This is a genomic window from Thermoleptolyngbya oregonensis NK1-22 (genome assembly GCF_032705245.1).
GTDB lineage: Bacteria > Cyanobacteriota > Cyanobacteriia > Elainellales > Elainellaceae > Thermoleptolyngbya > Thermoleptolyngbya sichuanensis.
In genome coordinates this window covers 784,588-810,228 of sequence record NZ_CP053540.1, presented here as the reverse complement: position 1 = coordinate 810,228, position 25,641 = coordinate 784,588, and the positions used below count along the sequence as shown (strand labels likewise).

At 54.4% G+C, this 25,641-nt stretch carries 27 protein-coding genes and 1 pseudogene; 14 read left to right on the top strand and 14 right to left on the bottom strand.

Features of this window, described 5'->3' with window-relative positions:
- Positions 1-270 precede the first annotated feature (270 nt).
- Positions 271-963 carry a phosphoribosyltransferase gene (locus tag HNI00_RS03490; protein ID WP_316790712.1) on the top strand — a complete coding sequence of 231 codons (693 nt, stop codon included), beginning with the start codon at positions 271-273 and terminating at the stop codon, positions 961-963.
- Positions 964-1,135: 172 nt separating this feature from the next.
- Here the strand turns inward: HNI00_RS03490 and isiD are convergent, their stop codons facing one another.
- A complete protein-coding gene (gene isiD / locus HNI00_RS03485; protein ID WP_172353751.1) occupies positions 1,136-1,348 on the bottom strand; it encodes a protein IsiD in 213 nt (70 codons plus the stop codon).
- A gap of 141 nt (positions 1,349-1,489) precedes the next feature.
- Complete coding sequence (locus HNI00_RS03480; protein ID WP_316790709.1) at positions 1,490-2,152, bottom strand: alpha/beta hydrolase; 663 nt, start codon at positions 2,150-2,152, stop codon at positions 1,490-1,492.
- Between the two features lie 689 nt (positions 2,153-2,841).
- Between HNI00_RS03480 and purH the strand changes: the two genes are divergently transcribed.
- The 4 genes from purH to psb27 all read left to right on the top strand — a co-directional run bounded on the left by purH (position 2,842) and on the right by psb27 (position 6,301).
- Positions 2,842-4,422, top strand: a complete 1,581-nt coding sequence (purH, locus tag HNI00_RS03475; protein ID WP_316790707.1) for a bifunctional phosphoribosylaminoimidazolecarboxamide formyltransferase/IMP cyclohydrolase — start codon at positions 2,842-2,844, stop codon at positions 4,420-4,422.
- 233 nt (positions 4,423-4,655) lie between these two features.
- Positions 4,656-4,961, top strand: coding sequence for a hypothetical protein (locus HNI00_RS03470; protein WP_172353749.1), 306 nt, complete (start codon positions 4,656-4,658; stop codon positions 4,959-4,961).
- A gap of 320 nt (positions 4,962-5,281) precedes the next feature.
- Positions 5,282-5,764, top strand: coding sequence for a DUF4079 domain-containing protein (locus HNI00_RS03465; protein WP_297077149.1), 483 nt, complete (start codon positions 5,282-5,284; stop codon positions 5,762-5,764).
- Positions 5,765-5,902: 138 nt separating this feature from the next.
- On the top strand, positions 5,903-6,301 hold the full coding sequence (gene psb27, locus HNI00_RS03460) for a photosystem II protein Psb27 (protein WP_068508368.1): 399 nt from the start codon (positions 5,903-5,905) through the stop codon (positions 6,299-6,301).
- 183 nt (positions 6,302-6,484) lie between these two features.
- Here psb27 and HNI00_RS03455 read toward each other — a convergent pair whose 3' ends face one another.
- Positions 6,485-7,051, bottom strand: a complete 567-nt coding sequence (locus HNI00_RS03455) for a Uma2 family endonuclease (RefSeq protein WP_316790703.1) — start codon at positions 7,049-7,051, stop codon at positions 6,485-6,487.
- 67 nt (positions 7,052-7,118) lie between these two features.
- On the opposite strand from HNI00_RS03455, the gene HNI00_RS03450 reads away from it, so the two are divergent.
- Together HNI00_RS03450 and HNI00_RS03445 are read left to right on the top strand one after the other, a co-directional pair.
- Positions 7,119-7,310 carry a hypothetical protein gene (locus tag HNI00_RS03450; protein WP_316790701.1) on the top strand — a complete coding sequence of 64 codons (192 nt, stop codon included), beginning with the start codon at positions 7,119-7,121 and terminating at the stop codon, positions 7,308-7,310.
- A 140-nt stretch (positions 7,311-7,450) separates the two neighbouring features.
- The gene (locus tag HNI00_RS03445; RefSeq protein WP_316790699.1) at positions 7,451-7,804 is read left to right on the top strand and encodes a hypothetical protein; all 354 of its coding nucleotides are present in this window, start codon (positions 7,451-7,453) and stop codon (positions 7,802-7,804) included.
- A gap of 94 nt (positions 7,805-7,898) precedes the next feature.
- Here HNI00_RS03445 and HNI00_RS03440 read toward each other — a convergent pair.
- Positions 7,899-8,102, bottom strand: a pseudogene (locus HNI00_RS03440) (IS1 family transposase); the annotation flags it as partial.
- A 67-nt stretch (positions 8,103-8,169) separates the two neighbouring features.
- Between HNI00_RS03440 and tnpC the strand changes: the two are divergent.
- A complete protein-coding gene (tnpC, locus tag HNI00_RS03435; RefSeq protein WP_316790697.1) occupies positions 8,170-9,537 on the top strand; it encodes an IS66 family transposase in 1,368 nt (455 codons plus the stop codon).
- A 4-nt stretch (positions 9,538-9,541) separates the two neighbouring features.
- On the opposite strand, the gene HNI00_RS03430 is transcribed toward tnpC, so the two are convergent.
- Positions 9,542-10,522, bottom strand: coding sequence for a transposase (locus HNI00_RS03430; RefSeq protein WP_316790695.1), 981 nt, complete (start codon positions 10,520-10,522; stop codon positions 9,542-9,544).
- A gap of 389 nt (positions 10,523-10,911) precedes the next feature.
- Between HNI00_RS03430 and HNI00_RS03425 the strand changes: the two genes are divergently transcribed.
- The 4 genes from HNI00_RS03425 (at position 10,912) to ffh (ending at position 15,622) form a co-directional block, all read left to right on the top strand.
- Positions 10,912-11,277: a lipopolysaccharide assembly protein LapA domain-containing protein gene (locus HNI00_RS03425; protein ID WP_316790694.1), complete on the top strand. Its 366-nt coding sequence runs from the start codon at positions 10,912-10,914 to the stop codon at positions 11,275-11,277.
- A gap of 169 nt (positions 11,278-11,446) precedes the next feature.
- Positions 11,447-12,292 carry a segregation/condensation protein A gene (locus tag HNI00_RS03420; protein WP_316790692.1) on the top strand — a complete coding sequence of 282 codons (846 nt, stop codon included), beginning with the start codon at positions 11,447-11,449 and terminating at the stop codon, positions 12,290-12,292.
- Between the two features lie 380 nt (positions 12,293-12,672).
- Positions 12,673-13,839, top strand: a complete 1,167-nt coding sequence (locus tag HNI00_RS03415; protein ID WP_172353787.1) for a nucleotidyltransferase family protein — start codon at positions 12,673-12,675, stop codon at positions 13,837-13,839.
- Between the two features lie 310 nt (positions 13,840-14,149).
- Positions 14,150-15,622 (top strand): signal recognition particle protein, encoded by a 1,473-nt coding sequence (ffh, locus tag HNI00_RS03410; RefSeq protein ID WP_316790690.1) that lies wholly within the window; start codon positions 14,150-14,152, stop codon positions 15,620-15,622.
- Between the two features lie 115 nt (positions 15,623-15,737).
- Here the strand turns inward: ffh and htpG are convergent, their stop codons facing one another.
- Positions 15,738-17,708 (bottom strand): molecular chaperone HtpG, encoded by a 1,971-nt coding sequence (htpG, locus tag HNI00_RS03405; RefSeq protein ID WP_316790689.1) that lies wholly within the window; start codon positions 17,706-17,708, stop codon positions 15,738-15,740.
- Between the two features lie 181 nt (positions 17,709-17,889).
- On the bottom strand, positions 17,890-18,633 hold the full coding sequence (locus HNI00_RS03400; protein ID WP_316790687.1) for an MOSC domain-containing protein: 744 nt from the start codon (positions 18,631-18,633) through the stop codon (positions 17,890-17,892).
- Between the two features lie 282 nt (positions 18,634-18,915).
- On the opposite strand from HNI00_RS03400, the gene HNI00_RS03395 reads away from it, so the two are divergent.
- Positions 18,916-19,668 (top strand): PspA/IM30 family protein, encoded by a 753-nt coding sequence (locus HNI00_RS03395; protein ID WP_316790685.1) that lies wholly within the window; start codon positions 18,916-18,918, stop codon positions 19,666-19,668.
- Between the two features lie 30 nt (positions 19,669-19,698).
- Here the strand turns inward: HNI00_RS03395 and lipA are convergent, their stop codons facing one another.
- Positions 19,699-20,655 (bottom strand): lipoyl synthase, encoded by a 957-nt coding sequence (lipA, locus tag HNI00_RS03390; RefSeq protein WP_316790684.1) that lies wholly within the window; start codon positions 20,653-20,655, stop codon positions 19,699-19,701.
- A gap of 392 nt (positions 20,656-21,047) precedes the next feature.
- On the opposite strand from lipA, the gene HNI00_RS03385 reads away from it, so the two are divergent.
- A complete protein-coding gene (locus HNI00_RS03385) occupies positions 21,048-21,596 on the top strand; it encodes a response regulator (protein ID WP_172353793.1) in 549 nt (182 codons plus the stop codon).
- Positions 21,597-21,877: 281 nt separating this feature from the next.
- Here the strand turns inward: HNI00_RS03385 and rpmB are convergent, their stop codons facing one another.
- The 6 genes from rpmB to HNI00_RS03360 all read right to left on the bottom strand — a co-directional run bounded on the left by rpmB (position 21,878) and on the right by HNI00_RS03360 (position 25,635).
- Complete coding sequence (rpmB, locus tag HNI00_RS03380; RefSeq protein WP_068508289.1) at positions 21,878-22,114, bottom strand: 50S ribosomal protein L28; 237 nt, start codon at positions 22,112-22,114, stop codon at positions 21,878-21,880.
- 119 nt (positions 22,115-22,233) lie between these two features.
- Positions 22,234-23,037 (bottom strand): MBL fold metallo-hydrolase, encoded by an 804-nt coding sequence (locus HNI00_RS03375; protein ID WP_316790682.1) that lies wholly within the window; start codon positions 23,035-23,037, stop codon positions 22,234-22,236.
- A gap of 533 nt (positions 23,038-23,570) precedes the next feature.
- Entirely contained in the window at positions 23,571-24,230 is a 660-nt protein-coding gene (locus tag HNI00_RS03370) for an ankyrin repeat domain-containing protein (RefSeq protein WP_316790681.1), read from the bottom strand.
- Positions 24,231-24,423: 193 nt separating this feature from the next.
- A complete protein-coding gene (locus HNI00_RS03365; protein WP_316790679.1) occupies positions 24,424-24,753 on the bottom strand; it encodes a type II toxin-antitoxin system PemK/MazF family toxin in 330 nt (109 codons plus the stop codon).
- On the bottom strand, positions 24,731-24,934 hold the full coding sequence (locus HNI00_RS22035; RefSeq protein WP_106174877.1) for a hypothetical protein: 204 nt from the start codon (positions 24,932-24,934) through the stop codon (positions 24,731-24,733). The genes HNI00_RS03365 and HNI00_RS22035 overlap by 23 nt, the downstream gene beginning before the upstream one ends.
- 299 nt (positions 24,935-25,233) lie before the next feature.
- The gene (locus tag HNI00_RS03360) at positions 25,234-25,635 is read right to left on the bottom strand and encodes a hypothetical protein (protein ID WP_316790678.1); all 402 of its coding nucleotides are present in this window, start codon (positions 25,633-25,635) and stop codon (positions 25,234-25,236) included.
- Positions 25,636-25,641 lie beyond the last annotated feature (6 nt).

Genomic DNA, 25,641 nt, shown 5'->3' with positions numbered 1-25,641 from the left:
TGCCTCCCCGAAACCTCCGGCGGGCGAAAGACTAGCTTAAGGGCACTAGTATCAAAAAACGGACAACCTCTGGCATAGTTTGCATCAATAGTTAACGTTTGCCGCAACAAAATTCTACAAAGGGCGATCGCCCCCAGTCGCGCTGGTTGCGGGTTGCGCCCTATGCGTTTTGCTAACCAAGCCTGGAAAGATCCGTCATGATCGAGAGTGATAGTCTCATTTCTCCTTGATCCCCTCGCCCCTGCCCCCTCTCACCCCCGGAGGGACAACATGTCTAACCTACTGCCGCTGCGCGATCGCCAGGATGCCGGACAACAGCTTGCACCGCTGGTGGCTGCCGAGGTGAGCCTGCTGCGGTTTCGCTATCCCGATGCCCAACCGCTGGTCTACGCGCTGCCTAGGGGGGGCATTCCGGTGGCAGCGCCGATTGCCCAGAGCTTGCGCTGTCCGCTGGACGTGATGGTAGCCAAAAAGGTGACGCGCCCCGACAATCCAGAGTTGGCGATTGGGGCGGTGACGGCCGACGGCCAGGTGATGCGATCGCGCCATGCCGGGATAATGGAAACGCGAACATCGCTATGGCGGAGCGCAGTGCAAACCGCACAGGCGAGCGCTCGTATCCAGCAAGACTTGTTTTCGGGAGGCATGAAGCCGAATGATCCCCGTGGGGCGATCGCCATTCTGGTCGATGACGGCATTGCCACTGGGCTGACGATGGCCGCCGCTGCTCGTGCCCTGCAAGCCAAGCATCCAGCGGCAGTGATCATTTGTGCACCCGTTGCGCCCTCGCGGGTTGTGCCATTTCTCAAGCATTGGGGCGATCGCATCGTCCTGTTGGCGGCTCCGCGCTCTTTTCTCAGCGTCAGCCGCTTCTATGTCGAGTTTCCCCAGGTCGAAACGGAAGAAGCCCTAGATATCCTCAAGCGTCATCACCAGACGCTCCAAGAGTCAGGGCTTCGTTAAGCTGAATTGCATGGTTCTGCAAAACCTGTTTGAAAAACCTGAATGTGAAACTTGTCTGTGAGACCTGAATGTGAAATCTAAGCGTGAATGCTGGATTCAGGTCTATAGGCTCAGCATGATCAGCATTACGTCGATGCCGGTGTTACAGCAGCGTTCCAGCCGTGAAGTGCATTTAGGACTCGTCGTAGGCTTCCATATCTAGCAGGTAATAGTAGGGTTCTGCCAGTTCGGGGCGCTGGAAGGCGATCGCCCTCAGCAGGTGCCAGTCGCGCAGCCCTTCAAAGACGTTTGCATAGTCGTCTTGTTCAAGCCGCTTCGCCAGGTTTTCTACCTCGCCCTCGGTCATTTGGGCGACATCTTGCTCGCAAAAGTCCAATGTACGCATGGCTCGCCCTCCAAATTCCGACTAGTCAGAAAGAATCCTTTAGAAAGCAATTCCCCAGAGCAGACCCCCATCCATACCTCCGCGGGCTTCGCTGCCTGCGCAGGCTTTCGCTGAGAGCCATAGACCTCTACATCTCCTATCCTATTCGCTCCGGCTCGCTGACAACCGTATTTCTTCTGTAAAGTTTTGCGCCAATTTCAGCACCTCTGGGGTAATTTCGTGACCCGTTGATAGCTCGTGATACCGCACCGATAGCCCCGCCGATTGCAAAACATCGCGCGATCGCCGGGCCGCACCAATCGGCACCACCAAATCTTGCTGACCATGCACCATCAGCACGGGTGGGGGCAGCGCGATCCCCAGTTGGGGTGGCCCGTGCAAATAGCCGCTCAGCACCATCAGCCCCGCCAGCGGCAGACTCAGACCGACCTCCAAAGCCATCGCACCACCCTGCGAAAAGCCCGCCAGCAGCGTTTTTTCCAGCGGTACACCCGTAATCGACGAGAGCGATCGCAGCCAGTCTGTCAGTTGGGTAGCGCTCTCCCTCAGTTTGGGCTGGTGGACAAATTCTGGATCGCTCTCGAAGGAATAGCCATCGGGCAAGTCGTACCAAACGCGACCTATAGGCCCATAGGGATAGGGAAAAGGCGCATCAGGAAATAACAGTTGCATCGTCGGCAAATCCAGCATCAGCGCCAGCGAAGCTACATCCTGGGCATTGGCTCCCCAGCCATGCAGCATGACCAGCAGCGCTTCCGGCGATTTGCCGCTGCGAGGCGGGATAGAAATCGCTCTCAGAGACACAGTCTTCCTCTCGGTAGAAATTCAGCAGGAGTGTAAATCAGGATTGATGCGTCAGGATTGATGCGTGTGGACTCTGGATAGTGGCTATGGGTGGTAATTTTTGGGTGGTATTTCGGGTGGTAGTTTTGCGTGGTAATTTTGGGCGGCGACGCTAGAGACTAGAAGAGTTTGGCGCTAACCCTGCCTTGGCGGAGCCATTCAGCCAGAGTGCGAATTTAGCGAACCCAGGTTTAGACCTCCAGACGGCGATCGCCCTGAACGCAGTTCCATCAAAATCAAGCGCAATTCGATCAAATCATAAGTTTCCCCGCCCATTGTTTCCATATACTCTGAGTATTCTGAGGAAGCGTCAACCGCAGTTTTTTAGAGGATGTTTGAAAAGTCTTACTGTTTGTAGCAAAGCGTGCAAGATCCCCCTAAATCCCCCTTAAAAAGGGGGACTTTAAGGCGGTTTCCCCCCTTTTTAAGGGGGGCTAGGGGGGATCTCTGAGTGCTTAACATTACAGGCGATACCTTTTCAAACCCCCTCTTAGCAATCCTTTAGTCCTTTTACGCAAGTGCGTCAGCCAGACGAACTGGTTAAGTGTTTTCATGAAGTGGTGACGCGCTTGCGAGAAGTTTTCAGCCGTCATACCGCCGTTATTCAGGTTCGAGTCGGTTTAGAGTCGTTTTTGAGTTAGTAGAGTGCCATGACCCGTTTAGCTCTTCTGAGCGTTTCTGACAAAACCGGACTAGTGGCGTTTGCCCGCCAGCTCGTAGAAACGTTCGATTTTTCCATTATCAGTAGCGGTGGCACCGCCGAAGCGCTGAAGGCGGCAGGCATCCCAGTCACCAAAGTTTCTGACTACACAGGTTCCCCCGAAATCCTGGGTGGGCGCGTAAAGACGCTGCATCCCCGCATTCACGGCGGCATTCTAGCCCGACGGGACGTTCCCCAAGACCTGGCTGATCTGGAGACCAACCAGATTCAGCCGATTGACTTGGTGGTGGTGAATCTCTACCCCTTTGAGCAGACTATTGCCCAACCGGGTGTGTCGCTGGCGGACGCGGTGGAGCAGATCGATATCGGCGGCCCGGCAATGCTGCGGGCCTCGGCCAAAAACTTTGCCCATGTCACCGTGCTGTGCAATCCAGCCCAGTATGACGAATATCTGACGGAACTGCGGCAGGGGGATGGTCAGGTGTCGTTCGAGTTTCGCCGAGCCTGCGCCTTGGCGGGGTTCTCGCACACGGCGAAGTATGACGCGGCGATCGCCACCTACCTGGCCGCGCAATCGGCAACCCGCGAACCCATTGCCGCAGAATCGGGCAGCGAGCATCCGGCTTCGATTTCCATCACGGGTCGCCTGCTGCAACCCTTGCGCTATGGCGAAAACCCCCATCAGCCTGCCGCCTGGTATCAAACTGGGGAATCGCCTACGGGCTGGGCAGCGGCAACCAAGCTCCAGGGCAAGGAGTTGAGCTATAACAACCTGGTCGATCTGGAGGCGGCGCGACGGATTGTGGCGGAGTTTGACGATGCGCCCGGTGCGCCCGCCGCCGCTGTGATTATTAAGCACACCAATCCCTGCGGCGTAGCGCTGGGCAATACGCTGCTGGAGGCCTATACCAAAGCCTATGAAGCCGACTCGACCTCGGCTTTCGGTGGCATTGTGGCGCTGAATCGACCCATTGATGCAGAAACCGCGGCGGCTTTGACCCAAACCTTTTTGGAATGCGTGGTTGCGCCGGGGTGTGATGCGGCAGCGGCAGAAATCCTGGCAGCAAAGTCCAAAGTGCGCGTGCTAACGCTGCCCGACCTGCACGCAGGCCCAGCGCAGGCGGTGAGGGCGATCGCCGGAGGACTGCTGGTTCAAGCCTCCGATGATCGTTCGATCGACATCAGCCAGTGGAAAGTGGCGACCGAAAAAGCACCGACCGACGACCAGTGGGCAGAACTGCGCTTTGCCTGGGCGGTCTGCAAACACGTCAAATCCAACGCAATTGTGGTGACGAATCAGCGCACCACGCTGGGCATTGGCGCAGGCCAAATGAATCGGGTCGGCTCTGTGAAGCTGGCGCTGGAGCAGGCGGGCGATCGCGCTAGGGGCGCAATTTTAGCCAGCGACGGCTTTTTCCCGTTTGACGATTCGGTGCGGCAGGCGGCGGCGGCGGGGATCGTGGCGATCGCCCAACCCGGCGGCAGTTTGCGCGATGCCGAGTCGATTCAGGCCGCAAACGAGCTGGGATTGGCTATGATTTTCACGGGCGTTCGCCATTTCTTGCACTAGGTCTTCCTGATTGCACTTCGTCGCCCAGATGTTCAAGTCGTAAAGACTGCATAACAACTAGCAGCCTATTGCTCGACTTTCCAGCAATTTCCCGATTTCCGTCTTATTTCGAGGGAAGTATAAATGAAGGCTTGTTGAGATTCAGCCATCGGGCTGCTGTTTTGCACGAACCCCCTGTTTTAAGTTTTCACTCACGCTGTTGTTCAGCATTCACTTTATAGTTAGGTAATCGCATGGTTTCTGATGCACCTCTGCCCCAAGAAGTCGCCGTCACCATTCTTCTCGATGGCGGCACGCAGCAAACGGTCACAATTCAGTCCAACAACATGCTCCTGCAAGAGCTGTTTGAGACGCTGGTTGCGCCACCCGAAAACCGCCCTCAGCGCCTTTTCCAGATTCCAATTACCGAGGGCAAAGCGATTCTCTGCTTTCCGAGCGATCGCCTTGTGGGCCTGGTCACCGAGCCGCCCATCATCCTGCGCCAACAGCCCCAGGCCGAGCCGACCAATGCAACGGACTCGCTCTTGCCGGGCATGTAGCGCGATCGCCCTTTGAGCAGAAGGGTTGCCATCTCTACGCCCAGGCTTCCATTAGCAAAAGCAAACAAGTCTCCAAGCAAGTTCTGCAAGTTCTCGCTGGGAGGCTTGTTTTTTTGGAGGTGATCCTTTTCGGAACTGCTTCGGAACTGATCTGATTCGGGACTGAACTGATTCGGAACTGAACTGATTCGGAACTGATCTGACCGCCGTCTCCTCCCGTCCATCCTGCTAGTCTCTTCCCAGTGACGCTAATTGTGCTAATTTTTATTACAGTGCAGTTAGATTTTTTTAAGATTTGAGGCGCAGAGAGGGAGAGCGTAATGAGTCCTGAGCTTTTGCAGTCGCTCAAGGTTTACAGCCAGTTTGTTCACCCGATCCTGATGTGGGTTTTGTTTGGGCTGACGATCTACGCCATGTATCTGGGCGTTCAGCTTCGGCGCACGCGATCCGCCGAGGGCGAGGTCAAAAAAGCATTGCTCAAAGGGCGTTTCAATATCCGCCATCACCAGATTGGCTCGATCTTGCTGGCAACGATGGTGCTGGGCACGCTGGGCGGCATGGCTGCCACCTATATCAACAGCGGCAAGCTGTTTGTCAACCCCCACCTGCTGGTGGGCTTGGGCATGACGGGCATGATTGCTACCTCTGCTGCACTGACCCCGTTTATGCAGAAGGGCAACGATGCGGCCCGCTATGCCCACATCACGCTGAACGTGATCCTGCTGGCTCTGTTTGGCTGGCAAGCTATCACCGGGATGCAAATCCTGCAAAATGTCGTGAACCGCATGACGGGCAACGCCTGAGGACTAAGGGCTGCTGGGGTTGGTGTGTCGCGCTGGGGCGATCGCCAACTCAAGTTATGATGAAGAACGATGCTTTTTCCCAGTTTTTGGTTTTGACGGTCGCTTTCCAAATTGCCGATTTTTAGTTGCCGAGGTTCTATGAAGACTTTTCTAACTCGTCTGTTTGCCCTAGTGCTGGTGTGTGTCATTGGATTGACGGGCTGCTCCAGTGCGTCGGGAAATCTCAGTGGCAACTATCGGCAAGATACGCTGGCGTTGATCGGTAGCCTACGGAACGCACTAGAACTGCCCGATGGCACGCCTGAAAAGGCCGCCGCCCAATCCGAAGCCCGCCAGCTAATTAACGACTTCTCAGCTCGATATCGCCGAGACAACTCGCTGCTCAAGCTGGGTTCCTTTACCACTATGCGGACAGCGCTGAATTCTCTGGCGGGGCACTATAGCTCTTATCCCAATCGCCCTGTTCCTGCCAAGCTGAAGGAGCGTTTGGAACTGGAATTTAAGCAGGTCGAGTCTGCACTTAAGCGGGAAGCATAGTGCTTTTCTGAGAATTAGTTAGGACTTACGCAGTTGGACGATTTCTATCGGGCTGCGCCTTCGAAAAATCGTCCAAAGCCCAAAGAGCTGATCGCAAGTGCGTAAGTCCTGTCAGTTTGAGAATTAGTTGGGATTCGTGGAAGGGAGAGCGAACCTAACCCTCTCTTTCTTGTTCTCGCGTTGCTATACGTCCGGTTCAACGCCCAACGCTCTTAGCTGCTCTGTCAATCGTTGTGCCGATTCTTGTGGAGACAGCACCGGGTTACCTATTTCTGTAAAATAGCGCAGCATCCCAGCTTGAATACCTAAATAGAGTCCTAAGGTATGAATCCACAGCCAGCCCGAATCAGTTTCAGCAATCGGTTCATACTGCTGGTTAACTAGGCGACAGCCTGAAAATTCCAAGGTCTCAGGAGAAAACCAGAAATACTCTGGTGTGCGAAATCGGTTTTGATAGAGTTCCTTCTTTAAATTTCGATAGATTTGGGCTGTTGAGTCCGATAAGAGTTCGATAATCAAATCCGGGTATCTGCCGCCTTCCTCCCAGACAACCCAAGATTTTCGCGGGCGCTTTTCGGTGTTTTTCACTAAAAAGAAATCGGGGCCGCGAAACTCTTCGTTTTTGAGCTGCTCTCGGCTGAAATAAATTGTCAAGTTCGCCCCAATAAAAAAATCAGAGCGATCGCGCCAAAGCCACTCTAAACAAGCAACCAGCAGGTCTAGTTGGGCATAGTGTAGTGAACTCTCCATCGGGAGCGTGTCACCTTCTGAGTAGAAAAATCAGAATGGAGGAGTCCTCAATCGCTGGATGATGGTCATGACCCCTGAAGAAGAACAAGCTGTTGCGTATCATGTCCGCGAACTTGCCAAACTGCTGTACAAGGATGCTGATGCCAGTCAAACGCCCATGACCAACTTGGGAGAAATTGAAGCAGCGGTGCGCGAGCAGGTTCAGAAGCACGTAACACCCAAGATGGGCGTTTTTTTATCGAAACAGTTACGGGCATAACCGAAGGGTACCCGCGACAGCTAAAAAGCATTCTAGGAGCACTGCAACTGACCAGCGAACAAGCCCATCAATTGGGAGTGAGCAAAGGGAGTCAGTTGAGTCCCTATCTGGAGATGTGTTGTCTGAGAATCAGTGCGAATGTGTCCTATGCTCATGCCACCGAAGATGTGGCACTTCTAACCGGAGTGCGGGTGAGTGCGAAAACTCAGCAACGCCTGGTGCAACGTCAGACATTTACCCAACCCACAGTGCAACCGCCGGATGCGGTCAATCAAGTCAGTTTGGACGGTGGACAAATGCGCTTTGTCACGCCCAAGGGCGAACCATCCGAGTGGAAGCAATACAAAGCGGTACGGTTAGACACCGACGGCATCGGTATGGCGTGGTTTCAGGACAATGGGGCATTGCTCAACTGGGTGCAAGACCAACCGTTACAGTCCCCCTTGTACTGCATCGGTGATGGACATCCGGGCATTTGGAATCTGCTGAGCTAACTGCTCGAAGATAACCATCGCATTGAGATTCTCGATTGGTATCATTTGATGGAGAATCTGCACAAAGTGGGTGGGTCATTGCAACGATAGTGCCTCAAATTAATGTGGGATAGGTGGCGATGTCATACCAATTCCACGCTCGCGTCGTTAATCCTGCTCTCTGCGCGGCAGTGGTTTTGAAGCGGCTATGCTGCCAAATCCAGTTGAAATAACTGACGACTAACCGAGTCGTCACTTGAGTCTGTTGCCAGACCTTAGCAAACTTATTCTGTCGTCGGTGCCATCTTCCCGTTTGTTGTCACAACGTAATTGCTCAACTAGGTTGACCTGAGCAGGGTCATAGCAGAAGATGATAAGCTTTTGCCATGAAGGAACTGCCCCCCCTCGATGGACTGAGCCATAGCGAAAAGGATGCCCTGATAAGCGGGCTGTGGCAGGAGTTGCAAACGTTGCGAGCGGAGGTGGAAAAGCTGAAGCAAAAACGGGTCAAGAAAACGTCAAAGAATTCGAGTCTGCCTCCATCTCAAGGCTTTAAGCCCAATCAGAGCCGTGTTCAATCAACTTCCGTCAAGGGTGAGGAAACGAGGCATCACCGCAATGGTGGGCGGACATTGAGCCAACAACCAGATCAAGTGGTGATAGCCCAAGCTAAAAGCTGTCCCCACTGTGGGGTCGAAGTTGACTTATCAATGCAGCGATTGAGTGGGATTTACGAGCGCATTGAATTGCCCCGATTGACCCCTCACATCACCCGAGTTGAACGCTACGGTGGGACTTGTCAGTGTTGCCAAAAGGCGTATGAGGCTCCGGTTCCAGTCGGATTAGAGCCAGGGTCTCCCTTTGGTACGAGTGTTGCGAGTCTAGTCACCTATCTACGCTACAGCCATGCTATCAGCTACCAACGGTTGAGCCACTTGATGGGCGACCTTTACGGTCTAAAGCTGTCGGAAGGAGCCATTGCCAATCTCTTGCAACGGGTGCAGGGGCAGCTAGAAACTCCAATTGCCAAGATTGTGGAACGTTTACGCAGTGCTCGGCTAGTGGGTAGTGATGAAACCGGGGCGCGGGTGAATGGGAAAAACCAGTGGGAATGGGTGTTTCAAAACGACCAGGTGTGTCTGCATGTGATTCGTCCCACTCGTGGCAAAACGGTCATTGATACCGTGATGGCTGGGCATCAACCGCAGATTTGGGTGTCTGACTTATTCAGTGCTCAGGCAGCCCATCCAGCCCAAGACTGGCAAGTATGTTTAGCGCATCAACTGCGTGATTGTCAGTATGCGATTGATGCAGGGGATGATTTGTTTGCGCCCCGGATGAAACGGCTGTTGCTCAAAGCCATTGCCTTGCAACGGCGACGACAGATCCTTGCCACCTCGACCGTCGAACAGTATTGCGCTCGATTGGGTGGGTCACTCCGAGAGATTCTCAACTTGCAGCCCAAATCAGTCGAGGGACAAAGGTTGCTCAAACGCTATCAGAAGATTCACGCTCATCTGTTACTGTTTCTGACCGATGAGGCAATCCCGCCGACTAATAATGCAAGTGAACAGGCGTTGCGCTGGAGTGTAATCTTTCGCAAGGTGACCAACGGATTCCGCTCAGACTGGGGAGCAGAGTTATTCGCTCAGGTGCGTTCGCTGGTCAATACTGCAAAGCGTCAGGGCATTTCTGCCTTTGATGCCATTTCTCGTGCCCTTACCTCACATCAGTTCGATTGGCTATTGGGTTGAGTAATTACGTAAAACGAACCTGACGAATGAGTTGCCAACCATTTTCTAAAGCTGCTTTTACCCAATCCCAACCAATCCGAAAGTAGCTGTTGCCGCGAAACCAATGGGGGTCAACCCACCGACGTTGACCCGTTGCGACAACCTCAACACCTTGGGCAGTCACATAGAGGGTAGCGACCGCCAAGAGAAACCAGAGGCGGGATAGGGCGCAGACAGAGCGAATCTCGGACTTTTGGAGATTCCATCCATTGGATTGGTCATCGAGAAACGCCTCTTCTATATCAAAGCGGAGACCATATTCCTCGAAGGTGTGCAGGTTGGTGGGTTCATCGCTGACGATAGCCCAAAACTCGCCATTGACGTTGTTGTAGCCAAAGGCGATATGCACCGGACCATACCACTCCCCTTTGTGGAGCTTCACGGTGTGCCAACAGCGGGCTTCCCCACGCTGAAGGTGAATGTCCTTCAATTGACACCATCCATGACCTGCCCGCCAAATCCAGCTATCCCGCTTGATGCGGATGCGGTAGTGCCACCCGAGTTGAGTCGTGATAGCGGTCATGGCATCGGTGTGAATGAAGCCCCGGTCGGCCAACACGACCCCCTTCACCCCCTGAGGCAATCGATGGGCGGCTTGGTGGAGCATTTCCCGATACGCATCGAAGGTGACAGACGCACTGCGGTGCTTCAGGACTCGCCACACCACAGGCAACGCTCGACCTCGATGCACCACTGCCAGACGGATCAAGCAATACTCATCCCAGAACAGCGAGGTGTCCAAACTCAGGTACAGGCACGCTTCAGCCCAATCCGCTAACGCTGCCTGAATCAACGGCTTGTACAGCCGATGGACGTTCAGACGACTGTTGTGCAGCCAACGACTGAGCCGTCGTTGTTTGCTTTGCGCCTGCACGCCTCGACAGGGGACATAGGGCAGCCACCGCGTCAGGTTGACTTCTCCACGCTGGAGTAAGGCAATGACCATCCACAGGCAGGTCGTCAGATGCCCACGATGCGCCCAGGGTAACGATTGACCCAGCCAAGTGTTCAAGGCATTGTAGAGAGGGGAGTTCACAACATCTATGCTTTTGAGTGGTATCTAAGCTTAGAACGCTGGCTCCCCTCTCTCTCCTTAGATCTCTGAAACTACCGCACCGCAAGCTGTCTAGCAGCTTCTAGACAACTTTTGTCAGTCAACCAAAATCAAATCTTGCTCGAAGCCATGCTCTAAAAGTCCTTTAGGATGGGCATCTCAGACAACAGGTGACCTCTGGCAGGACAGATTAGCTAGGCTCCGAACTCCATCTGTCGCAAGAAAGTTTGTAAGATTGTTGGGTGTCTGCTGTGTGAGTGAAAGATTGAGGGACAACATCCATGCGCCAAATCAACTTTGTCGTCATCTTTGTGATTTGTCTGGCCCTGGTGCTGTTTGGCATCGAAAATACTGAGCCTGCGGTCATTCATGTGGTGGAGGGGCTAGATCTTCAGGCTCCGCTGTCGATCGAGCTTTTGCTGGCAATGGGCATTGGCGCAGTCTTGGCTTGGGTCTTTAGCGTGTGGAATCAAATTCAAAATTTGCTGGAGTCTGGGCGCGAGTTGCGGCAGCGAGATGTGCGGATTCAGGAATTGGAACAGGACATCCAGCGCTATAAGGTGGAGTTGGAAGAACAGCAGCGCCTGCTGCCCGCTTCGCAGCCTTCCCCTCAAGACGTAGAAGTGACCGAGGTCTTTGCCAAGTAGGTGCCTTCGCTGGCGCAGGAATAGCCGCAGGGTCAATCACATGGTCAACATTGCCAGTCTGTGGGTGCCGCTATTATTGCTGGGTCTGATTGGGTTGATGGCTGGTTATTTCGTTTACATTAGTACCCAATAGAGATTAGTCCTTAGGGAAACTGGGGCTGCCTGGCAAATGGCTCTTTCGCTAGCGCAAAATGCGATCGCCCTGCTGATCGACCTGTCTGAACGGGGCGAAATTGACCCGTGGGATGTCAAAGTTATCGACGTTATTGACCGATTTCTCAGCCAGCTTAAGCCTTTGCAAGCGGTAGAAGCGGGCCGTGCCCCCTATGAGGCTGACTTGTCCGAGTCGGGTCAGGCATTTCTCTATGCTTCTATGCTGGTGCTGCTCAAGGCTGACACACTCGCACGCACCACTCAAGACGAAGCGCCGTTAGAAGACGAGTTTCTGGAAGAATCTGACGGGACGGTGGGTGCGCCCTTGCCCCTCAGCTTGGAGCGGCGGTTGCGGCGGAGAGCGGTGGCCCGACCGATGCAAAGTCGCCAGGTGACGCTGCAAGAGCTGATTTCTCAGCTAGAGATGATGGCGGCGGCGGTGTCCGACCCCCGACCTCGACAGCGCGTTCGTCGTCCCCGTCCTCAGTCGCGCAGTCAGGCGGTGCGCGTCATTACCCAACTGGCTCACCAGGAAAACCTGTCTGAAATTGCCGCTGCGCTGGAGCAGTTTTTGCAAGAGCATTGGGACGCGATGAGCCAGGGCGATGAGTGGATGGAGTTTGAGCAGTTGCTAGAACTGTGGGTCGCGTCGGACGCAGCAGCAGAAACCCGACAAGAGGGACACCATGCAACGCCTCAGGGCGATCGCGTGGGGGTGTTTTGGGCACTCCTTTATCTCTCTGCCCAATCTAAGGTAGAACTGCTCCAGGAAGAGTTCTATCAGGATTTGCGGGTGCGGAGTCTGGCAGAATCTGAGACGGATTCCCTGGAAAACTCTGCTGTGTCCAACTTGCTGGATTAGCTGCTGTGTCCAACTTGCTGGATTAGATAGAGGGAGGCTAGGGTATGGAAGGGGTTTCGTCCCGTCACGGCTGAATCAATTTCTGAATTGGCCTAGTGGGTTTAGAAATTGGTTTAGACCACGCATAGTCTCAGGAGGAGTCATTTCAGGATGAGCGCGGCTAGAACCGGTTTCTGTGAAAGGATGCTCAAGGCTTAACTAGAGTTTCTTCCAACCTGTTTTGCTGGCAAAGATTCTGTAAATTCCGTAGCCGCCGCTCGGGCCGATTCCTAAAATCAGGGAACACTAAGTTAGATTACGTAGAGTTAACTTTCTTCTGTCTGTAGTAAATCATTCCACACCAATCCAAGCAAATTGCCCCAAAGGTTAGAGCAAACGCTATGAAAGCCATGATCCTCGCTGCTGGTAAGGGAACTCGTGTGCGTCCCATCACCTACACGATTCCCAAGCCGATGATTCCCATTCTGCAAAAGCCCGTGATGGAGTTCCTGCTAGAGCTGCTGCGGCAGCACGGCTTCGATGAAATCATGGTGAACGTGAGTCACCTGGCTTACGAAATCGAAAGCTATTTCCGCGATGGACAGCGCTTTGGCGTGCAAATTGCCTATTCCTTTGAAGGGCGGATTGTGGATGGTCAACTCGAAGGTCAGGCTATCGGTTCTGCGGGCGGGATGCGGAAGATTCAGGACTTTGCGCCGTTTTTTGACGATACGTTCGTGGTGCTGTGTGGTGATGCGCTGATCGACCTGAATTTGACCGAGGCGGTGCGCTGGCATCGAGAAAAGGGGGCGATCGCCACCATCATTATGAAAGACGTGCCCCGCGAAGAGGTGTCGAGCTATGGGGTCGTGGTGACGGACGAGTCGGGCCGCATCCAAACCTTCCAAGAAAAGCCCTCGGTCGAAGAAGCCCTTAGCACCACAATCAACACCGGGATTTATATCTTTGAGCCAGAAATTTTTGACTACATTCCTTCCGGTGTGGAATACGACATCGGCAGTGAGCTATTCCCCAAGCTGGTTGAAAAGGGCGCACCCTTCTACGGCATTTCGATGGATTTTGAGTGGGTGGATATTGGCAAAGTGCCTGACTATTGGCACGCCATTCGCAGCGTTTTGAGGGGCGAAGTCAAGAATGTCGAAATTCCCGGCCGAGAAGTGCGCCCCGGCATCTATACGGGCATCAATGTCGCCGTGAACTGGGACAAGGTAGACATTCAGGGCCCGGTATACATTGGCGGCATGACCAAGATCGAGGACGGCGCACGCATTGTCGGCCCGTCGATGATTGGCCCCAATTGCCACATTTGCAGCGGCGCAACGGTTGATAACAGCGTGATTTTTGAATATTCGCGCCTGGGGCCGGGCGTGCGCTTGGTCGATAAGCTCGTGTTTGGTCGCTATTGCGTAGACAAGACGGGCGCATCCATCGATGTGCAGGCGGCCGCGCTCGACTGGCTGATCGCCGACACGCGGGGCGACATTCCTGCCGAAACGCCAATCGAGCATCAGGCGATTACGGAACTACTGAGCGCTGAGACTCGGTAGATCAGCAGACTTGAGGGGGCGATCGCGCGTCTTCGGCAACCCAAAAGGGCGATCGCGCTGACACGGCTCCCATACTGCTCACACAGGCTCACATAATCTGTAGATAATCTGTAAATCGCACGAAATCAAGCGAATTAGGCGGGACGTTCTGGGATGGAGCGTCCCGCTTGCTCTATTCCGCTTTCGGTATCCCGCTTTTTGTGTACACGCCCAATAACGCTAGGATAGAGATCCAAAAGACTTCACATCGCCAGTCACAAATCCACCTCCAATTCACCCCTGATTTCACTTACGATTCATACGATTCACTATGTTTGAAGCCCTAGCCGATCGCCTTGAAGGAGCCTGGAAAAAACTTCGCGGTCAAGACAAAATCTCCGAAGCTAATATCCAAGAGGCCTTGCGCGAAGTGCGGCGGGCCCTGCTGGAGGCAGACGTAAACCTCCAGGTGGTGAAAGATTTCGTCGCGGAGGTGCAGGAAAAGGCGCTGGGGGCTGAGGTTATTTCTGGCGTTCGTCCCGACCAGCAGTTCATCAAAATCGTCCATGACCAGCTTGTAGAGGTCATGGGAGAAACCAACGTTCCCCTCGCCGAGGCGGAGCCTGCGCCGACCATCGTGCTGATGGCGGGTCTTCAGGGTACGGGTAAAACGACGGCTACAGCAAAGCTGGCGCTGCATCTCCGCAAGCAGAATCGCAGCACGCTGCTGGTGGCGACGGACGTGTATCGTCCCGCTGCGATCGACCAGCTCATTACGCTGGGTAAGCAGATCAACGTGCCCGTGTTTGAGCTAGGCACGGATGCCAACCCGGTAGAAATTGCTCGACAGGGCGTTGCCAAAGCTAGAGAAGACGGCATCAACACAGTCATCATCGACACGGCAGGTCGCCTGCAAATCGATGAGGACATGATGGACGAGCTAGCACAGATCAAAGACACCGTGCAGCCCCACGAAGTGCTGCTGGTGGTGGACGCGATGACAGGGCAAGAGGCAGCAAGCCTCACCCGCACGTTTCACGACCGCATCGGCATTACGGGCGCAATTTTGACCAAGCTAGATGGCGACACGCGGGGCGGCGCGGCGCTGTCGGTACGGCAGATCTCGGGGCAGCCGATCAAGTTTGTGGGCGTAGGCGAAAAGGTGGAGGCGCTCCAGCCGTTCTATCCCGATCGGATGGCATCCCGCATTTTGGGTATGGGCGACGTGCTGACGCTGGTTGAAAAAGCCCAGGAAGAAGTCGATATCGCCGAAGCCGAAAAGCTGCAAGAGAAAATCCTCAATGCCCAGTTTGACTTTGACGACTTTTTGAAGCAGACTCGCTTGCTGAAAGCAATGGGGTCGCTGGGCGGCATCATGAAAATGATCCCCGGCCTGAACAAGATTTCGAGCGAACAGCTAGAGCAGGGCGAGGTGCAGCTCAAGCGGGCAGAGGCAATGATCAACTCTATGACCCGCGAGGAGCGCAAAAACCCGGATTTGCTCTCTAGTTCCCCCAGCCGCCGCCGCCGCATCGCCAAGGGTGCAGGCTATGGACTAGACGACGTGAGCAAGTTGGTCAGCGACTTCCAAAAGATGCGATCGCTCATGCAGCAAATGGGCCAGGGACAGATGCCGGGGATGGGACTGCCAGGGATGGGCGGTGGCGGCCTCTTTGGTGGGGGCGCTCCTGCGATGGGCGGCCCGCGCAACGCCCCACCTCCCGGCTGGCGCGGCTATCCCGGCGGGCCGCCCTCTAAGAAAAAGAAAAAGGACAAGAAAAAGAAGGGGTTTGGAACCCTCTAGACTCGGTATCTCTCGCACAGATTTTTAACTCGCAACGAAAAGGGGGACTCTTCTTGACTTTTTCTAGAAGCTCCCCCTTTTTTGCTTGTGCAGATGCCATTCCAGCACCCAATGCCTAACGAGTCAGGCGGGTTAGCACCTGATTTGACCGCTCTACGAAGGCCTTCATGCCCTCGGCATCAAACCCCTTCTGGCTCATCAGCGCTAGGTCGTAGATGTGCTGGCAGAGCAGCGTCGAGAGATCGTCTGAGGCGGCCGAACCATCGGGCTGGAGAATCGTGCCCTGGCTGCGGGACAGCAGGTTTTGCACCAGCGGATGGGCTGTGTTGACCAGCAGAATGTGTTCCTCTGGGAACGCCATTTCCTGCTGTTGCAGCAGCGCGGTCATTTCCTGGAGGCGGCGCAGGCTTTCGGGCAGCAGCACCATCGCGGGCGGCGCGGCTTCGGCATTGTCGGACTTGAGCGCCTCGGTGCGAATCGTCAGCTTGGGCTTGTTCAGCGCCTTTTCAAACAGTTCTTTAATCTGTTCGCTGCGGGTCTTGTTGGTGGTCGGGTCAACGATATCGTTTGCCTGGTCCTTATCAATCAGCGTATCGTCGAGTTCGGAATCGACCCGCGAGAAGCGCACTTCGGGGTATTCTCGCTCCAAGAAGCTGACGAAGTGCGAATCGATGAAGGAATCCAGGAACAGCACCTCTAGCCCCTGGCTCTTGTGCAGTTCCACATAGGTCGCTTGGTTTGCCTCATCGTTGCAGTAAAAGACACGGTTAGGATGACGTTCCTTGTTGCGTTCAAGGTAGTCCTTGAGCGTGGTGTAGGTTTTGCCATCGACCGTATTAGACGGAGCGGCAGCACCCGACTCCCACACATCGCCCTCGGCGGTCTGCACTTCTACAGCAGGTTTTTCGGCGGGTGGCTCCTGATAGGTTGTGCGGAAAATCAGGATATCTTCGACCTGCTTTTTGAACTTGTCGTCGTTCATCGAGCCGAATTTGACAAAGGTGCCCAGGTCTTGCCAACTGCGGATGTAGGCTTCGCGGTCGTCGCGGTAGAGTTCCTTGAGGCGATCGCCCACCTTTTTCGCAATGTAGTCTGCAATGCGGCGCACCGTGCGATCGTTCTGCAAGAAGCTGCGCGACACGTTCAGCGGAATGTCGGAGCTATCAATCACGCCCCGCAGCGGCATTAGGAATCGGGGAATCACCTCTTCGCAGTTGTCGCTGACAAAGACCTGATTGCAGAACAGCTTGATTTGCCCCTTAGTCACGTCCACATCGGGGCGCAGCTTGGGAAAGTAGAGAATGCCGTTTACGACAAAGGGATAATCGGTATTCAAATGCACCCAAAGCAGCGGGTCTTCCTGGAACGGGTAGAGATAGCGATAAAACTCCAGGTAGTCATCCTTGGTCAGCGAACTGGGCGACTCTTTCCAGGGTGCTTTTTGGCGGTTGATTTGCTCGCCGTCCAGGTAGATCGGCACGGGCATAAAGTCGCAATACTTCCGCACCAACTGCTGAATGCGGGCGGTTTCCAGGTATTCCTCTTCTTCGTCTTGCAACGTCAGCGTAACTGTGGTGCCCCGCGTCGTGCGATCGGACTCGGACAACTGAAACTCCGTAGACCCGTCACAATCCCACCGGACGGGCTGAGCGCCATCTTTGTAGGACAGCGTATCGATGCGGACATGCTTCGCCACCATAAAGGACGAATAAAAGCCCAACCCAAAGTGACCAATAATCTGCTGATCGCCGCTGGCTTTGTACTTTTCGACAAACTCTTCGGCGCTAGAAAACGCCACCTGATTGATGTACTTTTTCACTTCGTCGGCGGTCATGCCGATGCCGTTGTCGGACACCGACAGCGTTTTTGCGTCCTTGTCGATTTTGATTTCAATCAGTGGATCGCCCAAATCGCCGGAATATTCGCCGGAGTGCGACACCATTCGCAGCTTTTGGATCGCGTCTACGGCGTTGGATATCAGCTCCCGCAAGAAGATTTCGTGGTCGGAATAGAGCCACTTCTTGATAATCGGGAAAATATTCTCGGTATGAATGGAAATATTGCCCTGTTCCAGAATCGTTGTCATAGGTCTTGGAAGAGAGGGGAAAGGTTAATGGAATGGAGGCAGCGGAAGGATGAATTTCGGTGCAATCCTTCGAGCAGGTCATCAATCCTGCGATCGCCTTCTAATTTTAGTCGGCCGGGGTTTCGGTTGCGCGAGTTCGGATTTCCCTACCAGCGCGAATTTGCAGCCCCATCCGGCCCCATCAAACCTCCAGCGCGTGAAACTGCTGCGGCTCCCAGCAGAATTCCGCCCGCACTTCGCCCTGTTCGATTTCCACCTGCTCGGCTGCCAGCCGTTCCGCTTGGTCGGGCAAATGCTGAGTCAGCAGCCGTCCGCCCGCGCCCACGACGCGATGCACGGGCAGCCCTGCATCTGCCTTTTTCAGCATCACGGGAATGGCGCGATAGTGGCTGGCCGTTAGCCCCAGCGCCACCAGCAATTCCGTCGTCCGCACCACGCGCCCCGGCGGAATCCGCGCTACAAACTCGTGCAGTTTGCCCCGTGTGTCGTTGGGCACGGCGGGAAAGGTCTGCGGCAACACAACGGCGCGATCGCCCACCCGCACCGCCCCATCCCGAATCACCATCGCCAGCATTCCCCGCCGTCCGTTGATCCGCTTCGCCAGTCCCGGCTGGAGCGTGTTCAGATAGGCGCAGGGTTCGCAGTCGCCCATGATCCGCACCTGCGCCACCTCGCCAAGCTGCAACACCTGACCCGATACCAGTGCTTCCACCACGCCGTCCAACAGGATGTTTTCTCGCAAGTCGCCCGGACGCAGCCCGTGTTCCATCAGCACCGGAGCGCTGGCCAGCAACACCTGTCGGGGACTGCCCGCCCGCGCATGGGCATCGCCGTCAATGCCCAGCCCCCGCCGCAACCAGAGGCGATCGCACGGCGTGGGCGGTTTGCCAGACGCGGTTTTGGTAAACAGGTGGAGAATCTGCAAAGTCGAACGCCAAAAAGAGAGGGCAAAATCGAGGACTCTGGGAATTTCAAGATTTTACGTCCAGGACTTACGCACTTGCGATCATCTCTTTGAATTTTGGACAATTTCTCGCGGGTCGCGCCCGCGAGAAATTGTCCAACTGCGTAAGTCCTAACGTCTTTGTGAAGAGGCTGCCAGAGCAATTTTCTATAGCTTGCTTGCCTGCCCCCCAAACGCCGACTACGTTACGATGTAAGACAACTCGCCGTGCATCAGTTTTTTACCTCGTCATCCGGAGTCATCATGGGACTGCTTGACCGAATCTGGCGCGTGATTCGAGCCAACCTAAACAGCCTGATCAGCCAGGCCGAAGATCCAGAGAAGATTCTGGAACAGACCGTCATCGATATGCAGGAAGACCTGATCCGGCTGAGGCAGGCGGTGGCCCAGGCGATCGCCACCCAAAAGCGCACCGAGCGGCAGCAGGCCCAGGCAGAGGCCCAGTCCCGCGAGTGGTATCAGCGGGCGCAACTGGCGCTGCAAAAGGGCGAAGAAGTCTTGGCACGGGAAGCACTCACCCGCCGCAAGACCTATCAAGACACCGCCGATGCGCTGAAGGGGCAAATCGAGCAGCAGGCCGGCATCGTCGCCCAGATGAAGAAAAACATGATCATGCTGGAAAGCAAGCTGGCGGAGGCAAAGACGAAGAAAGATCTCTACATCGCCCGCGCCCGTTCTGCCAAGGCTTCTGAGCGGCTGAACGAAATGATTGGCAAGTATAACCCTGAGGGGGCACTGGCTGCCTTCGAGCGAATGGAGCAAAAGGTGCTGGATCTGGAAGCACGGTCGGAGGCGATTGCCGAACTGAATGCCGACAAGCTCGAAGAACGCTTCGCCCAGATCGAAAGCGGCGGCGACATCGACAGCGAACTGGCCGCGATGAAGGCAGAACTAATCGGGAAGCCCGCCCATGAGCTAGCGTCCGGTGAGTCCGCCAGACCACTGCCCGAAGCCGATGACCTGGCCCGCCTGCGATCGCAGCTTGAAGAGAGCTAGCCGATCGCCGCTTTGCGTTTGCATCAGCCGCTATGCCTCTTCGCCTGCGTGGTACGAACTCCGCACCAGTGGGCCCGACCGTACATGGCTGAAGCCCATCTCGCGGGCGATCGCCCCTAGCCGCTCAAACGCTTCGGGAGTCCAATACCGCTGCACGGGCAGATGGTCGAGCGACGGCTGCATGTATTGACCCAGCGTGAGGCGATCGCAGCCCACAGCGCGTAGATCCCGCAGGGTTTCCAGCACCTCTGCCTCGGTTTCGCCATGCCCCAGCATCAGCCCCGACTTGGTGGGAATTTGGGGGTTCAAGACCTTGACCTGCTGCAACACAAAGAGCGATCGCTCATACTTTGCGCCTCGCCGCACGGGCCCTTGCAGCCGCCGCACCGTTTCCACATTGTGGTTGTAGCAGGCGGGTTGGGCATTCACCACGGTCTGGATGCGCTCGATCTGGGCGGCTTCGCCCCCAGGGCCACCCCAAAAATCTGGAGTCAGCACTTCGATCTGGGTATCGGGGTTTCGCAGCCGAATCGCCGCCATCGTCTCGGCAAACCCGCCTGCGCCGCCGTCGGGCAGGTCGTCCCGCGCCACCGAAGTCAGCACCACATAGCGCAAGCCCAAAAGCTGCACCGCTTCCGCCACTTTTTGCGGCTCTTCGGGATCGAGCGGCATTGGGGCGTGCCCCTTATCCACCTGGCAAAAGGCGCAACTGCGCGTGCAGGTCGGCCCCATCAGCAAAAACGTCGCGGTCTTCTGGCTATAGCACTCGCCCCGGTTAGGACAGCGCCCCTCTTCGCAAATCGTGTGGATCTGCCGCTTTTTAATGATTTGCTGAACCGTGGACAGGTCGCGGGCGTTGCCAATCGGTCGCCGCAACCAATCGGGCAGGCTGGGTCGAGGGGTGGCCGCAGGGGTCGCCCGTTCGGGTTGTGGCAGAGAAAATTCCTGCGTAAATTCTGGAGGCAACTGTTCTACAGGTTGGCTCATGGGGGCACAATAACGAAGGAGAGGGGGCGATCGCCCTTCCCTCGATTCTAGAGGGGTTTCTAGAAAAACTCGCCGCAAACGCGAGTTGAGTTGAGGAAACCCAGTTTCGGGGCAACGCGCAGGGAGGATGACGGTTTCGGGCGAATCTTGACGGGCGATCGCGCGATCTCAAGCATGAACCGCTAAACTGAGTCGTATTACCATTGAATAGTATTGAGTATTAGTATCAAAAAGTCAGTCCCAAAAAGTTGCATCCGTTATTCTGAAGCAAGCGCGTTTTTAATACGCTGCTCTTCCTAGTCTCCCGCCTGCTCCCCGCTTTATTTAGAATTCTAGATTCGCTGCTTTTCCCGCTCGCTACTACCTTCCAGTCACTACCGCAGGAGTCCACCGTGGCAAGTCACAAAATCCTGGTTATCGACGACAGCCGAGTCATCCGCAACATGGTGCGCGACATGCTGCCCAAGGGAAATTTTGAGGTGTTGGAAGCCAAAGATGGGGTGGAGGGCATCAACCTGATTCACCAAGAGCATCCCAACCTGATCATGCTAGACTTCCTGCTGCCCCGCATGAGCGGCTGGGAAGTGTTTCAGGAAATTCAGGCAAAACCCGAATTGCGTGCGCCACTGGTGTTGATGTCGGGCCGCCGCGAAGAGGTGACGGAAAAACTTCCGGAGCCGTTCGAGTATTTCGAGTTCATCGAAAAGCCCTTTGAGCAAAAGGATCTGGTCGAAGCGATCAAATCCGCCATGGCCAAGTTCAAGAAATGGCCCCAGCCCGTGGGCGTGGGCGCGGCTGCGGCAGCCCCAGCAAGCACTGCCTCCAGCAGCGCAGAGGTAGCCGCGCTGAACCAGAAGATTGACAAAATGCAGGCCGAAATCGACACGCTCAAGAAGCAGATGGCCCAGTTGCTTACGTTTATCAAGCAAAAGCTGAAGTAACGGCTCGAAGCCTTGCGGGGCGCTGCATTGCGGCCGCGCTGCGCTGAATTGCCCAGCAAGCTAATTGCCCAGCAGCCAATCGCCCAACAAGGTGTCGTGCGATCGCCCTGACAACACAAACCCAGGCGCAAGAGCAGTGTCTCACGCCTGGGTTTAACTTTGAAACTTTGATTGAAACCCTAAAGTCCCGAAGGGGAGTGAGGCTCTAAAACTGCCAGGAAGGTCGCCCAGCGTTTCAAACTGACCGCTTCATCCTTACAGTTTCATGCTCATCAGCTTCATTACATCTTGTTCAGGTCAATGCCCGCAGCCTTTGCCATTGCGTCAATCCCCTTCTTTTCGAGGGTCTTGATCGCCTTGGTAGACAGGCGCAGCGTCACAAACCGCTTGCCCTGCGGCCACCAGACTCGCTTTTCTTGCAGGTTCACCTGTTGCAGCTTTTTCGTGCGGCGGTGCGAGTGGGAAACGGCGTAGCCATTGTTGGCCTTCTTGCCCGTGAGTTCACAAGTGCGGCTCATAGCGGTTTTCTCAAGTCATTAATTGGCACAAGCAATCATTATACAGTGTTTCTGAAGCCATTGAGGAGGTAGCAGGGGTCAAAAAACTCTGTCTCTTGAGAACAGCGCGAACGGCAATCCTACGCCGCCACGGAGGGAGTTTCCGGAGAGGAGGCTGGGGAAATCAGAAGGCGATCGCCCGGTTTGGGTTCCAGCACTTCCGTCGCCAAGCCCGCCTGCGCCAGCAGCGCTCGACACTCTGTTGGACCACCCTCCCCCTTCAGCAGCGACGGCAGCAGCCCAGCATAGTCCACCGCCTGGCCCGCCCCCGTCGGCAGCAGGTATCGCAGTTGGAGCGATCGCGCCAAATCCACTGCGCTCTCCTGACCTTGGATAATCGCGCCCACCAGCGGCAGTTTCACCGTCATCAGCGGGGCGATCGCCACATCCACTGGCGCGAGGTTTGCCAGCGCGGACGCATGAAAGCCGTGTGGCTCGTAATAGAGCCGCGTCCCCTCGGTTTGCCCCGTCAGCACATAGGCGTTTTCCGTCAAAAACGGGCCAATGGGTGACCCCGGAAACGCTTGAATCGAAACGCCCTTGTGGGTATACGTTTCGTGGGTATACGTTTCGCCGTGCGCCAGCGCCGTCACCGAGCCATAGCCCAGCCCCGTCACAAGGCTGACCGCATTCGGCGAACACACCACTGGAATCGCCTTGTCCAGCGCCTTCAGTGTCTCCACATGGGCATGATCCTCTAGCCCCTGCGACAGCAGAATCAGATCTACCCCATCGGGGATGGCGGGCGGCGTGCGATGCGTCACCTTCAATAGCCACTCCTGGTTGCCCACCGTCAGCGGCCCCACCAGCCACGGATCGAGCAAAATCCGCACCTCGTCCAAGTCGATCAGCCAAGAGTTATTGTCTAGCCAGGTGAGATACATGGCAACTGCCCCCACAGAATCCAGATGCTTAACATTTCGACATCTTGATCTTATCGCTCCCTTGCCGGAGCGGGCGGGTTTTGCCTTCTAAAAAGGGGCGAAGGGGAAAGAATGCCCTCTATCAACAGCAGCGGCGATCCGGCAAAAGTCATCCCAAAGCGATTCGCGCTCTGGCGTATCAGTGGGGACGTATTCTTTGGCGCTGCTAGCAAGACCGCTATCTGGCAGCACTCTACCGCAAAAAGTGGCCGCTGGCGGTGCTGCTAGCTCAAAGTCCCGTTGAAATGACGGCTAGTGCAGCGGATGAGTGTTGTAATTCTACGGTTTAAGTTACGCCAAAAGACACGTAAAAGTTCAATAAACGGAACGCTTTTAGAAATCCAGTCATGAATTCAATGGAGTCAGCTTGCGGCTGGCTTATGGTCTGCTGCGTTTAGAGTCTGGACTTCAATTAGACTTTCTGCTTCTTCAACGCTATCTGTTGACTCCGTCTCCCTCAGGGACTATGTTAGGTTGCGGCTACACCCGTAGGTTTAAACAAAACCTTCATCAACTAATTTTCCCTCCTTGCTAGTAATCTCATGACGCTGCCCTGATCCACCAACAACACGACACCAACTCTCAGAAATCAACTTTGCATTTTTCCCCTCACCATCAATCCAATAACTAAACCCACCATACATGCCAGGAACTGGAAACCACATTCGAGGTTGTTCTAGTTCTAGCAACGGTTCTAACTCTGGGAGCCTCAGCCTAGATTTTTGAACCAAATCACCTGCTCTACTGAGAATAATTTCGTGGAAGTTAGTTTGAATTTTTTGAAGTATTGTATGAGAAATATGTGTTTTGTAGACTGGCTCTAGTAAATGAACCAAGCTCTGATATCCCTTTCTCTTTGCAATATCCACTGCTCTTTCATCATCAGCATTTCGTAACGTCCGCCATGCTCCCATGCCTAACATTTTCTGTACTACTTCTCCTGGCGCATTTCCATGTGCAGATTGATGGAGAGGAGTGTATAGCGATCGCCCATCAGGACGAGTCACATTGATCAAATCTGGATGCCCATTAAGAATTTCAAGGGTTTTCTTCCAGTTATTTTGTTTTGCGGCATCTGCAAGTGCATGGCGAATCACAACCTCATCGTCCTGAAGCGCCTCTGATTTAGTGATACCGTCCCATTCAGCAGTCATTGCCCTAAGCCCTTAACTAAATCAACTATAAAACTTCCATTTTTCACAGGAAGCTTTCAAACCGTTGTTCCTCCAGATAACGCAAAGCAACCTAACGGTTTGGGTCAGCGGTTGCCGATACCTTTGCAATCACCCAAGCGGTTTCAGTCAATCCGCTGCACCCAAATTGTTGGGCTGTGGCTGCTAAATCAGCCTACAAACCTAACCAATCTCGCAAGGATTGCTCAAGCTGATCAGCATCAACTTTAGTTAACTGACCAATCACTTTGAGCACCAAACCTTCATGTACTGTATACACACCTCTTTTGACTGCGGTTACTACGTTCAATCCTGCTGCTGCCCACTCAGACAACACAAACTCACCTGCCATTAGTGAACCTGTTTTACTTGTTAAAGGAGTAATGAGAATGTCTTGAGACGGATGTGATGTGCTAACTACAACAGCAGGTCTTACCTTTGAACTCGATAAGTCTGAGAAGGGATAGCGCACCAGAATCACATCATGCTTGGAGTAACTGGGCATACACATCATCCTCAGCATTGTCCCAAACGGCATCAAGGGATGTTTGGCTTGCCTGTAGCCAAAATTCAGCCTCATCATCCGGTAAAACTGTTACCAGCACTCTTACCCCTTCTGGGAGTTCTGCTGATTCCAGTAGCTCAATTTTCCCTTGCCGAACCGTAGCCCAAAGCGTTTTTAGCATATCTGTATGAATGAGATCATGCCTTAATTTTATGCCGTAATTGCTGTTCGTGCGATCACCTTGCCAACACCCTCAAAGCAATGCCAAACAGATAACCTCAAAGTAGATTAGCCTTTGATACTCACAAATAATATTGTTGTACCGTCCCCACCAAGATATTAAGCAGCCCAACGTTCCGCCTCACCCGCCGCTAGTAATCTCTCGGACTCAACGAAAAGACTCCAAACGGTCGGGTGCAGGCGGATTGTTAGCTGCCGCGCCATGTTTACTCATTTAGGGTGTACTCCAATTTTTATTTTTCAGTTCTTCATCATCGACCCAATACTCAACCCACACTGCAAAAAGCCAAGTGGCAAAGGATTTCTAGCTAAAGGATTATGAAACAAAAGCAGCCCACGTCCCAAATTCTCTGGGAAATTGAGAACGTCAACATTTGAATAAATGACTACACTAATATCAGTATACTCAGAATTTAAGAAAGAAGTTGTTGGTATCTGAGTTCCTGAAGTTTTAGCAACATGACCTTGATAAGCATAACCAGAATCAATAACTTCTAAAGTGTCTCTACTTATAGTAATTACTGGACTACCAAAAGGGAGAAGTGAGCTAACAATTCTTGGCACATCATCGTCGTCCAGTCTTGCAGAGGGAACTTGAGCAGCATTAATGGCGATAATACAAAGCTCAGTATCACAGACCAAAGTCTT

Coding starts and splice junctions, on each gene's coding strand:
- HNI00_RS03455 (WP_316790703.1), bottom strand. CDS start 7,051: ATGGAGAGTTCACTACACTATGCCCAACTAGACCTGCTGGTTGCTTGT.
- purH (WP_316790707.1), top strand. CDS start 2,842: ATGACCCGTTTAGCTCTTCTGAGCGTTTCTGACAAAACCGGACTAGTG.
- tnpC (WP_316790697.1), top strand. CDS start 8,170: ATGAAGGAACTGCCCCCCCTCGATGGACTGAGCCATAGCGAAAAGGAT.
- HNI00_RS22035 (WP_106174877.1), bottom strand. CDS start 24,934: ATGCTAAAAACGCTTTGGGCTACGGTTCGGCAAGGGAAAATTGAGCTA.
- HNI00_RS03420 (WP_316790692.1), top strand. CDS start 11,447: ATGGCTCTTTCGCTAGCGCAAAATGCGATCGCCCTGCTGATCGACCTG.
- ffh (WP_316790690.1), top strand. CDS start 14,150: ATGTTTGAAGCCCTAGCCGATCGCCTTGAAGGAGCCTGGAAAAAACTT.
- HNI00_RS03415 (WP_172353787.1), top strand. CDS start 12,673: ATGAAAGCCATGATCCTCGCTGCTGGTAAGGGAACTCGTGTGCGTCCC.
- HNI00_RS03425 (WP_316790694.1), top strand. CDS start 10,912: ATGCGCCAAATCAACTTTGTCGTCATCTTTGTGATTTGTCTGGCCCTG.
- psb27 (WP_068508368.1), top strand. CDS start 5,903: ATGAAGACTTTTCTAACTCGTCTGTTTGCCCTAGTGCTGGTGTGTGTC.
- HNI00_RS03365 (WP_316790679.1), bottom strand. CDS start 24,753: ATGCCCAGTTACTCCAAGCATGATGTGATTCTGGTGCGCTATCCCTTC.
- HNI00_RS03375 (WP_316790682.1), bottom strand. CDS start 23,037: ATGTATCTCACCTGGCTAGACAATAACTCTTGGCTGATCGACTTGGAC.
- htpG (WP_316790689.1), bottom strand. CDS start 17,708: ATGACAACGATTCTGGAACAGGGCAATATTTCCATTCATACCGAGAAT.
- lipA (WP_316790684.1), bottom strand. CDS start 20,655: ATGAGCCAACCTGTAGAACAGTTGCCTCCAGAATTTACGCAGGAATTT.
- HNI00_RS03470 (WP_172353749.1), top strand. CDS start 4,656: ATGGTTTCTGATGCACCTCTGCCCCAAGAAGTCGCCGTCACCATTCTT.
- rpmB (WP_068508289.1), bottom strand. CDS start 22,114: ATGAGCCGCACTTGTGAACTCACGGGCAAGAAGGCCAACAATGGCTAC.
- HNI00_RS03370 (WP_316790681.1), bottom strand. CDS start 24,230: ATGACTGCTGAATGGGACGGTATCACTAAATCAGAGGCGCTTCAGGAC.
- HNI00_RS03450 (WP_316790701.1), top strand. CDS start 7,119: ATGACCCCTGAAGAAGAACAAGCTGTTGCGTATCATGTCCGCGAACTT.
- isiD (WP_172353751.1), bottom strand. CDS start 1,348: ATGCGTACATTGGACTTTTGCGAGCAAGATGTCGCCCAAATGACCGAG.
- HNI00_RS03395 (WP_316790685.1), top strand. CDS start 18,916: ATGGGACTGCTTGACCGAATCTGGCGCGTGATTCGAGCCAACCTAAAC.
- HNI00_RS03490 (WP_316790712.1), top strand. CDS start 271: ATGTCTAACCTACTGCCGCTGCGCGATCGCCAGGATGCCGGACAACAG.
- HNI00_RS03430 (WP_316790695.1), bottom strand. CDS start 10,522: ATGGTCATTGCCTTACTCCAGCGTGGAGAAGTCAACCTGACGCGGTGG.
- HNI00_RS03465 (WP_297077149.1), top strand. CDS start 5,282: ATGAGTCCTGAGCTTTTGCAGTCGCTCAAGGTTTACAGCCAGTTTGTT.